Source organism: Pseudoalteromonas sp. CO342X, assembly GCF_004208915.1.
GTDB classification, from domain to species: domain Bacteria; phylum Pseudomonadota; class Gammaproteobacteria; order Enterobacterales; family Alteromonadaceae; genus Pseudoalteromonas; species Pseudoalteromonas maricaloris.
Genome location: NZ_SGPH01000011.1, coordinates 1 through 14,959 on the forward strand (window position 1 = coordinate 1; position 14,959 = coordinate 14,959).

The following is a 14,959-nucleotide window of genomic DNA, read 5'->3' on the forward strand; positions in this document are numbered from 1 at the left end:
ACGGACGCATAGCTCAGCTGGATAGAGTACCTGGCTACGAACCAGGCGGTCGGAGGTTCGAATCCTCCTGCGTCCGCCACTTCTCCTTGAGTGGTTAAATAAAGAGAGAAACAAGCCGACGACAGTCGGTTTTTTTTGTGTCTAATATCCATGTAGGAGCAGGTTTACCCCGCGATCTTTTGCGGAAGTTGAAGACGACGACGCTCGGAGGTTCACTCTCCACAATATATGTCCTGCATCCGCCACTTTTCCTCAAGTGGTTAAAGAGTGAAGGTAAAAACAGGCGGTCGGAGGTTCACTCTCCACAACATACGTCCTGCATCCACTACTTATCTCAAGTGGTGAAATAAAGAGATAAACAAGCCGACGAAAGTCGGTTTTTTTGTGCTTAAATGTCTCGTGTAGGAGCAGGTTTACCCTGCGATCTTTTACGAAAGTTGAATATGATGGCGCTAGGAAGTTCACTCTCCACAACACATGTCCTGCATCCACTACTTATCTCAAGTGGTGAAATAAAGAGATAAACAAGCCGACGAAAGTCGGTTTTTTTGTGCTTAAATGTATCGTGTAGGAGCAGGTTTACCCTACGATCTTTTACAAAAGTTGAATATGACGACGGTCGGAGGTTCACTCTCCATAACACAGGTCCTGCGTCCGCCACTTTTCCTCAAGTGGTAAAAACAAAGAGAGAAACAAGCCGACGAAAGTCGGTTTTTTTGTGTCTAATATCCATGTAGGTGCAGGTTTACCCTGCGATCTTCTGCGGAAGTCGTACCCGAAGGCGCTCGGAGGTTCACTCTCCACAACACACGTCCTGTATCCGCCACTCTTTCTCAGGTGGTAAAATAAAGAGATAAACAAGCCGACAAAAGTCAGTTTTTTTGTGTCTAATATCCATGTGGGAGCAGGGTTACCCTGCGAGCTGTTACGAAAGTTGAGTACGACGGCGGTCGGAGGTTCACTCTCCACAACACACGTCCTGCGTCCGCCACTTTTCCTCAAGTGGTAAAATAAAGAGATAAACAAGCCGACGACAGTCGGTTTTTTGTGTCTAATATCCATGTAGGAGCAGGTTCATCCTGCGATCTATTACGCAAGTTGAATACGACGACGCTCAGAGATTCACTACTGCATGATTAAACTCCCGAAACACTTTTCATTTTTTTTCTGACTGATACCCTAATCGCGTATTTATTTAGAGAAAGCGTTATATGTTTCAATCACTCAGAATTTGTTTACTACTTGTTTTTTGTTGTGTTCCTTTAACTGTTGAAGCGCTTACATTAGGTGCTGAGCGCGCAGAAGAGTATTTACCTGTGTTAAAAGGTAAGCGCGTCGGATTAATCGTAAACCAAACATCCCGCGTTGAGGACCAACATCTAGTTGATTACTTACTTAATAAAGAAGTGGATGTTAAAAAGGTCTTTGCACCGGAACATGGTTTTCGTGGTAATTATGATGCGGGCGCTAAAGTAGATGATGTAAAAGATGTGAAAACTGGGCTACCAATCATTTCGCTTTATGGCAGTAATAAAAAGCCAAGGCCTGAGCAGCTCAAAGATATCGATGTGCTTATTTTTGATATTCAAGATGTGGGGTTGCGCTTTTATACATACATCAGCACTATGCACCTCGCGATGGAAGCTGCAGCCGATGCAAATATTGAATTTTGGGTTTTTGATAGGCCAAATCCAAACATTGCATATGTTGATGGCCCATTATTAGAAAAACCATTTCAATCTTTTGTTGGTATGCATCCCATTCCTGTATTGCATGGCATGACCGTTGGCGAACTGGCAACTATGATTAAAGGAGAGGGGTGGTTAACCTCGCTTAAAGCGCCACAGTTACGAGTATTTCTAATGCGAAACTATAGTGGCAGCACTGAATATAGATTGCCGATACCACCAAGTCCTAACCTACCAAACCAACAAGCAATCTACTTGTATCCATCTTTGTGCTTTTTTGAAGCGACACCTATTTCTGTTGGTCGTGGAACGGATTTTCCATTTCAAGTTTTTGGCTACCCAGATCCTAAATTGGGTGAGTTTCAGTTCACTCCCCGACCAGTACTAGGTGCGGCTTCCAATCCTAAATTAAATGGTGTGACTGCGTTTGGCCTGGACTTAAGAAACAGCGATGTACGAGGTTTTGATCTAACTTGGTTTGTTGCTGCATACGCACAGTTCAAGCACGAGAATAAAGCGTTTTTTCAGTCCCCCGATTTTCTCGATAAGCTTGCAGGCACGGACAAAATCCGCAAAGCCATTGAGTCTGGCCAATCGGCATCAGAGTTGAGAACACTGTGGCAGCAGGATGTACAAGATTTTTTAAAGCAGCGGAAAAAGTATTTATTATACCCGAGACTGTAACGGGTTTTTGCTAGAGGTAAACGGCAGCACGAGTCTGCCGTGTGTGGCTTAAGTCTTACTCGCTACGCAATACTTGCATGTTTTCATTGGCCTTATCCACGCGTTTTTGCCAATGCAGGTTTGATTGTGCAAGTGCCGTGAATAAAACATCAATAAGGTAGGCTTGAGAAGTACGAGACAGCATGCCTGAATGTTTAAGTGGCTCTCCTTCATTGATGCAATACAGTATCGCATCTGCCATTTCCGCAAGTGAGTGGCTACCATAACGAGAAATGGCAAGACATTTACAACCATTATCCAATGCTTGATTAGTCAAGGTTAGCAAGCTCTTACTGGTTCCTGTATTGCTGATCACAATAAAAAGATCGTCTTTCCCCATCGTTGCAATAAAGCTAGAGGCGCTGATTTCATCAACCTGAGCAATTGCCGGAATACCAAGCTTTTGGAGTTTCCAAGTTAAATCTTGTGCCATAGTAAAAGTACTACCAAGTGCACACACAATGACTTTTCGTGCGTTCTTCACCAACTGAATTGCGTTCTCAAACTGTTTTGCTGAGTTAAGTTTTCGAGTTTCGGAAATAACATTTTGCTGTTTTAGTTGTAATTTATCTGCGATTAATTCTATGGAGTCATTACTGGAAATTAACTCATCAATTGGTGCGCTGGTATCCGTTTGCTCGTTGAGCGCATCAACAACGGCAAGTTTAAATGCTGGAAATCCTTTATAACCCAGCTTTTGGGCAAATTTTACGACGCTAGATTGGCTGACACCGGCTTCGCGTGCCAGCTCAACGGAGGAAAGCGCACGGATTTTATCGCCCGAGTTCAAGGTAAAGTCAGCAAGCTTTGCTTCACTATTTGATAGTGATGGACGAAGTGCTTTTATTTTGACAAATGTAGACATGCGATACTCAATCCGAACTAAATTAATCTGTCCATATTATAGGTTCAATTGGAACGTTACGATAGACCAAAAAGGAATATCATTGCACAAAACACACTCATTGTACCAGTATTGGGGTTAAATGTTGACTTAAATTTAATTTAGTCGCAAAGACTTGGTGTTTTAAACCGCTTAACTTAAGCTAAGTGTTTTGAATTTATAGATTAAACTATATGGCTTGGTACTCGATTTTGCCACCTTTGATTGCAATTGCAGTCGTGTTTTGGCGTAAAGAAGTGATTATCGCATTGATTTTAGCGCTAGTTTCTTCCGAATTTTTATTGGCTCTACATGGTCAGCAGTCGCTAATTGCCGGCACATTCGTAGGCAGTATTGAACGTGTTATTGAGGTTGCGACATCGGCAGGTAACAGCCGGATCTTGATTTTTAGCATCGTGATAGGTGTATTGCTCGCCTACATTAGAGAGTCTGGTGGAGTTGCTGCAACGGTGAATATGCTGCTTAATCGAGGCGTCGCTAAAAGTAAACGTCAGGTTGGCTTACTAACCATGTTTACTGGCACTGCAGTGTTCATCGAATCAAATATGAGTGTACTAACCTCTGGTATTGTTGCGAGGGGACTATTTGATAAGTTCAAGATGAGTCGGGCTCGTTTGGCTTATATCATCGATAGTACTAGCGCTCCTGTATGTATTTTGATTTTGCTTAATGGTTGGGGTGCTTATGTGCTTGGATTGCTGAGTAACTACGAACTTGAGCAGTCGGCAGTGAGTATTTTATGGGGTAGTGTCGCGTTTAATTTTTATGCGATTATTGCACTGTTAATTGTTCTCTATACTATTGTCTTTGATAAAGTTCATGGACCGATGAGGGCCGCAGAGCAAGAGTTAAAGCACCATACAGCTGAAATAAGTAGTGGGCCAAGTGCCACCAAGTCGCGTTATATGCTGATCCCTTTATTAACGCTGATTGTAAGTATGATTGGATTTATGTTTTGGACAGGCGATGGTGTATTGGCAAATGGTAGTGGTTCTAAGTCAGTACTTTATGCCACAATTTTAGCTTCAACCGTTGCGTACCTGCTGCTTTTAACTGGTAAGAGATTTAGTCATCATGAGCTAATGGATGTTGGCTTTAAGGGGATGGGGGAGCTGCTGCCATTGGTAAGCATTGTGTTACTCTCTTTGACTCTAGGTGCAAGTTTAAAAGAGTTGGGAACAGGCACTTTTATTGCGTCTTTAGTTGGTGACTATCTGCCTATTTACTTGATAGTACCTGTACTCTTTATTACTGGTGCAATCATGTCATTTACAACAGGTACATCATGGGGCACCTTCGCCATATTAATACCGATTGGTGTGCCACTGATTCAAGCGCTAGGCTTGCCACCATCGCTTGTGCTTGGTGCCATCTTAAGTGGTGGGATATTTGGCGATCACTGCTCGCCTATCTCAGATACCAGCGCGGTATCGGCACTGGCATCTGGATGTGACTTACTGACTCATGTTAAAACCCAGTTACCTTATGCATTGGTGGGTGGGGTATTAGCAATTATCTGCTTCTTTATTGCCAGCCTTATTATGATTTAAGAGCGCCTGTTAGGGGCAAGCCAAAACTTGGTTTTGCCCCGTACTTTCAATAGCAATAATTTGCCCGTTGTTGGCGGTCGACAGTGCTAGCATAACTGGCGTATTAAAATTGATAACACTAGTTTTTGGCTGTGGCATCACGCTAAGTAGGCTTTGTTTTAACTCGATGAGAGTATGAGTATTACACTCTTCAATTAACCAAGCATCATCGTTAATCGCAACGAGTCGACCGTAACGCTGTTCTTGAACTTGTTGTTGCGCAGCCTCAAATCTAGCATCCAGCACTTTTTTCTGTTCGTCTATACGGGCAAGATACTGGCCTTGCTGTAGCTCATGCGTTTCGATGTGTTGAAAATCTCCATAACTGACTAAATGAGCACTTGAGTTATATTCTTTATCAATATCAACATGTTGATTTTGATACCATAAGGAGAAAAGTAAAGCGACTGAACAAGTAACCGCGCTCCACTGCCAAGTTTCTATACGACCCAAAAAATGATGGGCAAAGCTAACTAGTCGCACCTTGATGCGAGTAGTCAAAGTTAACGGTTTGTCCTGCTTGCTAGCTTGGTAAGCCGCTTTTAACTTGGCGTCAAATTTGTCTAAATTACTCATGATTTTCACCCACTTGAGACTTTAGTGTCTCTTTTGCGTATCTAATTCGAGTTTTTACAGTCTCTTGTGTGGCCCCTACAATTTGCGCTATTTCAGCTAAGCTGAAGCCCTCTAGCTGTAAGCTTAGCGCTTCTTTTTGTAATAAAGGAAGTGCAGCAATTTGCTGGAATAGCCACTGTTCCTCCGATGTTTTTGTAAACTCATTGGAGTTGGTCATACCTACTTTACTATCTGTCAACTCAGAGAGTTTACCTGAGGCCCTGATTGAATCGATTAGTAAGTTACGTGCAATGTGAAACAAGTAAGCCTTGGGGTGACCCTGCTGTCGATAAGCGCTTTTCTTTTCGATGACTTTTAGCCATGTTTTTTGACATATATCTTCTGCCGACGCCGCCTGTGTTTGTGTTTTTAGAAAGTGAAATAAATCACTTTGATAGCGCTCAATGACTTGCTCTAGGTATTTTACTTTACCCGTCGTCGCATATTCATAAAGCGGATCTTCTACGTTGCTGGTGGCGCGAGCACGCCACATTTTCAAGCTACTCAGCATAGGCAATCCCAAGTTTTAAGGGTCAACAGACCCTAATATCAATAAGCTAAATTAAGAAGTTTACTTCGTGACTCAGCGACTCAAATTGATTACGTATCAATGGCTGTTATTGTTCCAGTGTAAATTCTAATACAACGCGCTGAGCGTATTGCGGCTGCGGTTTTCCATCAACAATAAGTGGTCTATATTTCCATTTCCTTAGTGCTCTGACAGCAGCCTGATCAAATACTCTTTTAGGCTCCGCATTTGTCACTTTAACATCAATCACTTCGCCTTGTGGAGAAATGGCAAACTCCATTTCTACCCAGCCTTCCACTCCATCTCTAGCAGCCGAGGGAGGATAGTTAGGGTTGCTTCTAACAAGTGGAGTCGCTTGCCCATCGGTGGAGAATTGCAGCGTCATTGTGTTAGTAAACTTACCTAAATCTACGCTAGGTGTCTCGCTACTAATTTGTAGATTATCTCCTGTATCAACGATATTTTCAGTAGGTCTAATCGGGGCCGTTATTGGTTTTGGTGGTTCTGGCATTACCCTTTTTTCTTCGACTGGAGAGTCCTCTCGATCCGCTGCAATAGTAAGATCAAATACTTCTATGTCGATAATGGGGCGAGTGAGCTCTTGAGAGACCAAGTTTTGCATAAAGCCAAAGGTGGCAAAAGTAATAATAACTGCGCCAACAAGCGATAGTGCGAGTTTTGGAATTGCTGAATTAGGCTGTTGAAGAGTGGCTAATGTCGTCATGATTTTATCCCCGTTATGTTGTTTTCGTAAATAGAACGTTTGGGTAACGGAAACGGGGTGAAAGTTTTTAGATTTTTTTGATATGTATCTTGGTTTGGCTACAGGCCTTGGATTACAATGCACGAGGAGCAGAGTACATTATTTAATTTTTCGTGATCATAGGTTGTTATGAAGTTAGTTGAGATCAACAAGGCGCGTTATCGCAAACATCTAAATCAAGTTATCATTGCTTGCGTTGCAGCGCTAACAATCGGTAGTTTAGGGATTGCTCAGTTATTGATCCAATTATTTCCTGATGTTGATGGTAGCCATTTTCATTGGAATTTAACTGGTGTAGTCGTGACCTGTATGGTCATTGGGTTCGTGCTCAAAAAGCATAAAGCGCATCCCTTTATGACCGAAGTAAGTTATGTGTGGGACTTAAAGCAATCACTGAACAAAATCACCCGTAAAATGGCGAAGTTAAAACAGGCAGCGCAGCAGGGGGATGTAGATGCGATGACGGCGATTCAGTATAGCTATGCGGGATCTCGTCAGCTATGGCAATTGGATGACAATACCATAACGATGGATGATTTGGCGATGTGGCAAGCAGAGCTGGATTCACTGGCTAGCAAGTATCAAGTTGAAATAAAAGCAGAAAACTATAGAGAAACGATATTGAAACAGTACTAACAAAGCGGCTTGTTTCGGCGTTAAACTTTTTCACAATTTTTAATGTGACACTAATATGTCAGAACGGTAATATAACAGTCAAATTTTCTATTAAAGGAACAATTTGAACTGTGCTATTGCGTCATCGGTTTCACCAGTTCGGCTGGTTGGTTCTTATCAACTCTCTTTGCTCAATCTTAATTACCATAAACGTTGTAAATACCAACCCTGCCGATTATCAAGGACTGACATTATTTTACGTTTCCGTATCAACGTGGAGCCATATGGCTTTACTCACAGCATTAGTGAGTATTGTCGCTATGCCTTTAGTATGGTTACAGTCAAATAAAGTGAGATCCGTATGCTTTGCTTTATTTTATGCATTGTTTTTCGTAGCACTTATTGCAAATAGCTTGTGCTTTGAGCTTTACAAGTTTCATATTAACGGTGTTATTGTCGATATGCTGCTTGCTGGCCAAGTTATTGAGTTCTCGCCAATTGCATGGGCTCAAGCGGTAGCCATTTTTGTTATGATATTTGTTGTCCAGTTTTACCTGTCAACATGGTTAAGTAAGCCCCGAGCCGTAATGCAGCTGCGTTTTGGTCGAAAGTTTACCAGCGTAACCATTTTTGCGCTGTTGGCGAGCAATACTATTCATGCTTGGGCAAGTGCGACGGTATATCAACCGATCACAGGGTTCAGTAAGTACTTACCTCTCTACAAACCCGCAACAGCAAACTCCTTTTTGCGTAGATATGATTTGCTAGATGAAGCTGCATTGGCGCAGCAGAAATCTATGTCGTTAACACAAGGACAATTTAACTATCCTTTACAACCTATTGAAGTAGAGCCAGTTAAGAAGCCTCTTGATATTGTTTTTGTGGTGCTGGATTCATGGCGGTATGATGCTTTTACAGCGCAAGTGACTCCCAATATTTGGCGATTCTCACAACAGGGAGTGGTCTTCAATCAACACTTCTCTACTGGAAATTCTACACGCACAGGGATAACCGGGTTATTTTATGGCTTGCCTGGCACCGCTTGGCAGGACATTTACAACAATCGTGTTACACCGTTATTGATGGACAGAATGCGGGAGTTGAACTACCAACTTGGAATATTCTCTTCTGCTCAGCTTGTTCGCCCTGAGTTCAATGAAACAGTCTTTGCCAACATTATAGGCTTGAAAACACATACTGAAGGTGATGACGTTTTAGCTAGGGATGAGCAGATCACCAAAAATTGGGCTAAATGGTATGCTAATAAAGATCCAAACCAGCCGTCTTTCAGTTTTCTCTTTTATGATGCAATCCATGGCTACGCAGTTCCTGAGGGTTACCATGCCGGGTTTGAGCCAATGCACGGTCCCATTAACCATATGTTATTGGACAACGATTATGATAGAGAACCAATTTTAAATCGTTATCTTACCAGTACACACTTTGTAGATAGTCTTGCTGCATCGGTATTAGCGCAGCTTGATATAGAGAATACACTGGTGATTATCACGTCAGATCATGGTGAAGAGCTGAATGACAACAAGCTTAATTACTGGGGACATAATAGTAATTTTACTGAGCCGCAGATAAAGGTGCCATTTATTGTTGTTGGACCAAAAAGCGAAAAGTGGCAGCATTGGCAAGCCTCAAATGTGATAACCAGTCACTTAGACCTGGCTCCGACGTTGATGAATGAGTACTTAGGGATTAAAAACACGCCTGAAGAGTATAGTACGGGTTATAACTTAACCGGGCCAGTTAAAGAGAGAAATTGGTTACTACTTAGTAGCTACAACAAATATGCGGTTGTGAGTAAGCAGCAAATTGTCGAAGTCTCGCCCATGGGAACTTACGAGACGCTCGATGAAACTAACAGGCCATCAGAGCAAGAGCCAAACTTTGAATATATTCAAGAGGCAATGCAGCAGATAAGTCACTTTCAGTAGATAAAGGCAAGTTAGGTGTGCTGGTGGACTGTCGTACATCGGTACACACTAACTTGAGCGGTATAACTAAGCGCTTAAAGAGTAAAATTGAAAGGCGTTTTTCTTGTCTTTTTTTACCGTATACATAGCGACATCAGCACACTCAATTAATTGGCTTAGCTCAACCGCGTCTCTTGGGTAGCTTGCAATACCTATGCTCGCGCCAACTCGCAGTGGCAGTGATTTACCTTCTGGCGTTTGCCAAATCATCTCGGTGTTTATCGCCTCTAGCAGGTTTTCAGCTATCCGTTGCAGCTTTTCATTTTTAGCGCAGTGCAAAGCAATCAAAAACTCATCACCTCCCCAACGACAAACCACATCTTGTTCTCTCACCTGAGCACTAATTTGAGTGGCGATGTGTTTTAACATAGCGTCGCCGGCGTTATGGCCATAAATATCATTGATTGGTTTAAACTCATCTAAATCAATAATAAATAAGCTAAACGGAGTTTCGTTATCTAACCACTCGTTGATCTTGATTTCAGTACCATGGCGATTATAGAGACCTGTTAGCTTATCGCGGTTAGCCTTTTTATTGAGTTCTTGAAACACAGTTTTTCTAAGCGTGATATCTGATAAAAACACCTGTAAATAGAATTGTCCGCTACTTTCCACTCTCAGCATGATGACACTCAGCCAAACAGGTTGTTCGGTCATGGGGTTGATAAACTCAAACTCTGATTGAGTTGGCTGGTTAAGCTCCAAGGTATGCTCCGTAAAGGTGTAGAGAATATCCGGAGTTTTGCAGTAGCGACCAAAGCTTTCGGGAAAATATTCATCAAGGTCAATTGCCATACCAGCCAGCAAATCACAGGCGGCATCATTAGCTAAGATCACTTCGCCTTTGTCTTTTACCAATAGGGTGGGAGAGGATGACCGTTCAAACATCAGTCTAAAGCGCTTCTCAAGGATTTCGATGTCAGCTCGTAGTTGCCGTTCTTGCTCGAACATAGAAGCGGTTTTTGCAATAAGTTGATTGGTATTACTTGCAATATCACCGATTTCACTTGATTCATGTCCTTTAGGCACGACTAAATTCAAGGGGGCTCCAGGAATAACCCTAGCAATTTGACTACTTAAATTACTCAGGGGTTTCGTTACTATGAAGTGCGTCACGACGGTAAAGATGATTAAGATCGGAATGATGACGACCAACAAAGTTTGAACGCTTGAACGAGCGATATCTCTAGCACTTTGCTCGATAAAAACGGAATTTGGTTGAATATAGATCTCACCTACGATTTCACTCAACAAAAACGGATGATTAAGCTTAATAATGGTCGCATTTTGCGGCTTAAATCCTACGCTTTGAGCGAGCCACTTTTCTTCACTTTTGATTGCGGCAGAAGAGATAACGTCGTTACTGACTAGACCATTAATAACTTCTACAGCAAGGTCTTTGTCATTGAGATAAGTCGCAATAGAGGAAGAAGACGACACGGTTTGGCCAATTTGCCCGATAATAGTATTAGAGCGCCGAAGTTCACGCTCAACAATATGGTCGTGATATAACTTAGCGTAAAGCATTGAAAAAATTAAAGTCGAGACAACAAGCACGAGTGCTAGTCGCACGATCAGCCCATATTTAGTCATCGATTTGGTAAATTACCTTCACATCACCGGTCACAAAGTCTGCTGGAACATAGCCGATTGCATTTGGCGTATTTCTGATATTTTCAAGTATAGTCGACGATGAGGAAAATGACTGAGGGGGAGAAACTTTGCCGCTGAATTTTATTCTTGACCAATAGGCGTTGATTTGGCTTTCATTACGTCCTGTCAGTGCCAGAAAAAAAGGGCCTCTTAAAGGGTGCGATTTTTCGTAGTCATAGGTCACGGCCATATCGCCGTTGGGAAAAGCAACGTATTTTCCCATGTACATGTCTATTAGTTGGCGCTGCGATATCGACTCGATGGGGTTGTCTTTGTTAACGATGACGGCAATATCAGCTGTTGCTGAAATTGGGTAAGAAATCAGGAAGAAAACAGCAGTAAGTAACCTTTTCATCAGAACACCCAATTAAAGCTAAGTGTGAAGGTGTTAAAAGAAAGGTCGGGATCACTAAATTGCTCTGTATTGTGTAGGTAGAAAGCGCTGGGCAAATGGTCAGCAGAGGTATGTTTCCAATTGAACTTTAGCGCTAATGTCGGGCTCAATTCACGTCGCCACGTTAGTGAAGTGCTATGCTGATCCAGTTGATAAAAACCAGAGTGCATGGAAGCCGCCTCGTAAATTTGCATTAATTCAGGTAATGGGACGAGCGGACCGGGCTCTACACTTGGCTCATTATCGGACTTGGCAACTGAGTAGGTGATAGACAAGGTATTTAAATCAAAGCGCTTGCCCAGAGTGATGTAGCCTGCTTTTAAATGGTTGAGCACGCTGGAGTTGGAATCCGTCAGCGATATTTCACTCTGTAGTAGCCAATTTGAGTCATCGTATCTCATACTGACTGCGCTGTAGGTGAAGCGCTTGTCGATGATATAAAGAGAATCGATAAGCTCATTTTTGGTTGGCCAAACTTGTAGGGGAACTTGCGTGAGTGCATCGCGTAATTGCTTTTGCTGCTCGTGTTCATTAGCTGCTTGTGTTGTTGTATAGTTGGCTCTAAACAGCCAATTTAACGTTTCGTACTGTACCGCTACACCCAAGATAGATTTAAGTTCTACATTCCAAAAAAACTCATAATCGCTGTAGATAGGTGACTCGGAGCGCCCCCAATATGCCTTGATACTGGCGATGCCCTGATCAAGCGGCGTGCGGTACTGCATGTCAACGCCATCCAAGTTCTGATGTGGGATAATAGAGTAAAATTCAACGGGAGGGTGTTCCATATCCATCGAGTAGCCGATATCTCGATATTCAGTCATTAAGAATAGATCTAACCCGGTACGTCCTGCCCGGAATTGCCAGTTTGAGTTTAAGTGGTAACGTAAAAATGCCAGTTTAATAGCGTTTTTCACTCGGTCATCATGTTGTTCTTTTAACAGCAGCTGTCCAACAAGCTCCAAATTATCACTAGCATGCCATTCGGCTTGTAGGCCCAAAGATGAAAATGAAAAGTCGAGTTCATCTCTTTCTACACCGTGTGGTTGTGAAATGGACTCTCTGATTTTGGCAGTATGGGAGTCTGTTTTAACCGCCTTGAGCGCAGCAAAGCCACTGAAATCGATGTCAGAGCCGTAGCTGAATGTGGTTAAAAATAGTAGGCAGATAAAAACAGAGCGCATGAGTTATAAACGTTCTCGCTTTCCTTTTTTATATAGCCTAGTTCGAATTTTGACATTTACCAATGCGATGTCCGTCTTGCCCTTGTATAATGAACTTAGAGACACCATATCCCATTTATGGTAGCATATTGTTATATTATCACATTAGGCAAGATTAAGACGTGGCAGAAGTAAGAGCGAGAGTCGGGCTGAATGTAGGGCAGCATAGTAATATCCCTGCAGAAATAGTTTCTTTTTCAGGGCTAAAAGACGGCCAAGAACATGTTGCGCTGGTATTTAATAGCGCAGACAGTCAGCAGCAAATTCCCCTAATTCGTATGCACTCAGAGTGTTTAACCGGCGATGTCTTTCATTCTTCTCGTTGTGATTGTGGCGAACAGTTAAATGAATGTATCGAGGCGATGCATAAGCAAGGCGGCATTTTGTTATATTTGCGCCAAGAAGGTCGTGGCATTGGCCTGTACAATAAAATCGATGCTTATGTATTGCAATCGCAAGGGATGAACACTTACGAGGCAAACAACCACCTTGGCTTTGAAGATGACTTAAGAGACTTCTCTGATGCCGTGTTGATGCTTCAGGCGCTAGGGTTAAACCATGTTAAGTTAATGACGAACAACCCAAGAAAGCTAAAGGCGTTGAGAAATGCGGGTATTACCGTCGATGAAGTAGTCGGCACTCAGGCGCATGTTAAGGCTGGGGTTTCTGGTAATGAACAGTATCTAAAAACCAAGATCCAACACGGTGCCCACATGCTGGATATCAAAAAGATATCAAAAGCGGATTAGCCTAAGCGTATATGCTTATCACAACAAGCCGACTAGGTAAGTGCTTCGGTTGGCTTGTCATATCAAACATTCTATTCTCTTTCCAATCCCTTAAAACTTAAGATGTCCAAGTAGGTTACGTCTACCATCAGTATTTGTTTAAAATATGCTAAAAAGCGCTGACAAATCCGCCTTTCATGCCTTTTCACTCGACGCGGTAATCAGTATAATCAAAGACGTTATAGCTTAAATTAAGTGGACTATGTCGACACCAATTAGAACATTCAAAGCAAGCATGGGCGTGCAGTGGCTAAAAGCCGGGTGGGCAATTTTCAAAACCCAGCCTATGACTTTCATGCTGATGTACATTTTCATGGCGGTAGTAAGCCTATCACCCCTGTTCGCACCTATTTTTCATATTATCGCAGCCTTGTCAGGTCCTTTTTTAAGCGCTGGCTTCTATCTTGCCGTTATCAATAAACAGATCAATAAACCAATAAAGTTGGCTGACATTTTTGAGCCTTTTGCAGCAAAAGGCCGCCGATTACACTTGTTCCGAGTTGGTATTTATCAAATGGCAGGTGCACTGTTGCTGACTATGGTTGCCGGTGTGCTATTTAGTGATGTGGCGACTGCGCTCGAGAGTGTTGGCCCAAACACCGATCCGAATGAACTTATCGGGCTTATCGCGAGTAATATTAGTTTTGCTGAAGTTGCAGTATTTGTGATTGCACAATCGGTCATTATGATGGCCTTTGCTTTTGTTGTGCCACAGGTCTTTTTCCAAGGTGAGAAACGTATTTTTCACGCGATGAAGTGCTCGCTTGCCGCTTTTTATCATAATATGGCTGCGCTGAGTATTTACGGCTTAGTCGTCGCAGCGCTTATCGTCGCGTCTATACCGCTATCGATGATCCCAGCGATTATTATCATGCCGGTCGCCATGATAGGCTTTTTTGTTTCTTTTCAGGCGATGTTTATGCCAATTATCGTTGAAAAGAAGGAAAATGATGAAAATGCTAACATCTCTCAGTCTGACTCAGGACGCTTTGACGCCTGATGGATGAACAAGAAGTTAAAAAGCTAAAAAACTATGCGGTTTGGTTATTGTCGAGACAAGAGTACTCTGAGTTAGGATTGACGCAAAAGCTACTGCAAAAAGGGGCTACAGCGGCAGTCGCGGAGCAATTGGTATCTTGGCTAAAGTCGCTCGATTACGTTAATGACAACCGCTATGCAGAGAGCTTTTTAAACCGCCAGATTGCAAAAGGACTTGGAGAAAAGCGTGTATTAATGGATGCAGGGCAAAAGGGTGTGAGCCGAGAGACTTTGCATACGCTAATCGCTGAGCGTGAAATTGATTGGTACATGCAAGCCGCAAAAACCTATGAAAAAAAGTACGGTCTTTGCGCACAACCGATAGAATATAAAGAAAAAACTAAGCGCGTACGTTACATGAGTTATCGTGGCTTTAGTTTTGATGAAATAGATTTTGCAATTGAAGCTGCAATGACTGCAGCAGAGCAAGAAGAAATAAAGGGTGAATGATC

14 protein-coding genes and 1 tRNA gene are annotated in these 14,959 nt (G+C 42.5%); 8 read left to right on the top strand and 7 right to left on the bottom strand.

Annotated elements, in window-relative coordinates:
* The first annotated feature begins 2 nt into the window (after positions 1–2).
* Together EXT47_RS03715 and EXT47_RS03720 are read left to right on the top strand one after the other, a co-directional pair.
* Positions 3–79: transfer RNA gene (locus tag EXT47_RS03715), tRNA-Arg, on the top strand.
* Between the two features lie 1,132 nt (positions 80–1,211).
* Positions 1,212–2,372 carry an exo-beta-N-acetylmuramidase NamZ domain-containing protein gene (locus EXT47_RS03720; RefSeq protein WP_039493599.1) on the top strand — a complete coding sequence of 387 codons (1,161 nt, stop codon included), beginning with the start codon at positions 1,212–1,214 and terminating at the stop codon, positions 2,370–2,372.
* A 55-nt stretch (positions 2,373–2,427) separates the two neighbouring features.
* On the opposite strand, the gene EXT47_RS03725 is transcribed toward EXT47_RS03720, so the two are convergent.
* On the bottom strand, positions 2,428–3,276 hold the full coding sequence (locus tag EXT47_RS03725; RefSeq protein ID WP_010375966.1) for a MurR/RpiR family transcriptional regulator: 849 nt from the start codon (positions 3,274–3,276) through the stop codon (positions 2,428–2,430).
* Between the two features lie 212 nt (positions 3,277–3,488).
* Between EXT47_RS03725 and EXT47_RS03730 the strand changes: the two genes are divergently transcribed.
* Positions 3,489–4,865, top strand: a complete 1,377-nt coding sequence (locus EXT47_RS03730; protein WP_039493598.1) for a Na+/H+ antiporter NhaC family protein — start codon at positions 3,489–3,491, stop codon at positions 4,863–4,865.
* Positions 4,866–4,874: 9 nt separating this feature from the next.
* Here the strand turns inward: EXT47_RS03730 and EXT47_RS03735 are convergent, their stop codons facing one another.
* The 3 genes from EXT47_RS03735 to EXT47_RS03745 form a co-directional block, all read right to left on the bottom strand.
* Positions 4,875–5,480 (bottom strand): hypothetical protein, encoded by a 606-nt coding sequence (locus tag EXT47_RS03735; RefSeq protein ID WP_039493597.1) that lies wholly within the window; start codon positions 5,478–5,480, stop codon positions 4,875–4,877.
* A complete protein-coding gene (locus EXT47_RS03740) occupies positions 5,473–6,030 on the bottom strand; it encodes an RNA polymerase sigma factor (protein ID WP_039493596.1) in 558 nt (185 codons plus the stop codon). The genes EXT47_RS03735 and EXT47_RS03740 overlap by 8 nt, the downstream gene beginning before the upstream one ends.
* A gap of 106 nt (positions 6,031–6,136) precedes the next feature.
* Positions 6,137–6,772 carry an energy transducer TonB gene (locus EXT47_RS03745; protein ID WP_130125912.1) on the bottom strand — a complete coding sequence of 212 codons (636 nt, stop codon included), beginning with the start codon at positions 6,770–6,772 and terminating at the stop codon, positions 6,137–6,139.
* Between the two features lie 168 nt (positions 6,773–6,940).
* Here EXT47_RS03745 and EXT47_RS03750 point away from each other — a divergent pair, with 168 nt between their 5' ends.
* Positions 6,941–7,447: a DUF3087 domain-containing protein gene (locus EXT47_RS03750; protein WP_039493594.1), complete on the top strand. Its 507-nt coding sequence runs from the start codon at positions 6,941–6,943 to the stop codon at positions 7,445–7,447.
* 110 nt (positions 7,448–7,557) lie between these two features.
* Positions 7,558–9,372 carry a DUF3413 domain-containing protein gene (locus tag EXT47_RS03755; protein WP_240701588.1) on the top strand — a complete coding sequence of 605 codons (1,815 nt, stop codon included), beginning with the start codon at positions 7,558–7,560 and terminating at the stop codon, positions 9,370–9,372.
* 66 nt (positions 9,373–9,438) lie between these two features.
* Here the strand turns inward: EXT47_RS03755 and EXT47_RS03760 are convergent, their stop codons facing one another.
* The 3 genes from EXT47_RS03760 to EXT47_RS03770 are packed head-to-tail and all read right to left on the bottom strand — an operon-like array spanning position 9,439 to position 12,642.
* Complete coding sequence (locus EXT47_RS03760) at positions 9,439–11,004, bottom strand: sensor domain-containing diguanylate cyclase (protein WP_039493590.1); 1,566 nt, start codon at positions 11,002–11,004, stop codon at positions 9,439–9,441.
* Positions 10,997–11,419, bottom strand: a complete 423-nt coding sequence (locus tag EXT47_RS03765) for a hypothetical protein (RefSeq protein ID WP_039493587.1) — start codon at positions 11,417–11,419, stop codon at positions 10,997–10,999. The genes EXT47_RS03760 and EXT47_RS03765 overlap by 8 nt, the downstream gene beginning before the upstream one ends.
* Positions 11,419–12,642 (bottom strand): hypothetical protein, encoded by a 1,224-nt coding sequence (locus EXT47_RS03770; RefSeq protein WP_130125913.1) that lies wholly within the window; start codon positions 12,640–12,642, stop codon positions 11,419–11,421. The genes EXT47_RS03765 and EXT47_RS03770 overlap by 1 nt, the downstream gene beginning before the upstream one ends.
* A gap of 161 nt (positions 12,643–12,803) precedes the next feature.
* Here EXT47_RS03770 and ribA point away from each other — a divergent pair, with 161 nt between their 5' ends.
* The 3 genes from ribA (at position 12,804) to EXT47_RS03785 (ending at position 14,957) form a co-directional block, all read left to right on the top strand.
* The gene (gene ribA / locus EXT47_RS03775) at positions 12,804–13,430 is read left to right on the top strand and encodes a GTP cyclohydrolase II (RefSeq protein WP_010606207.1); all 627 of its coding nucleotides are present in this window, start codon (positions 12,804–12,806) and stop codon (positions 13,428–13,430) included.
* 241 nt (positions 13,431–13,671) lie between these two features.
* Positions 13,672–14,469 carry a BPSS1780 family membrane protein gene (locus EXT47_RS03780; RefSeq protein ID WP_130125914.1) on the top strand — a complete coding sequence of 266 codons (798 nt, stop codon included), beginning with the start codon at positions 13,672–13,674 and terminating at the stop codon, positions 14,467–14,469.
* Complete coding sequence (locus EXT47_RS03785) at positions 14,469–14,957, top strand: regulatory protein RecX (protein ID WP_039493582.1); 489 nt, start codon at positions 14,469–14,471, stop codon at positions 14,955–14,957. Before EXT47_RS03780 ends, EXT47_RS03785 begins: the two co-directional genes overlap by 1 nt.
* The last annotated feature ends 2 nt before the right edge of the window (positions 14,958–14,959 follow it).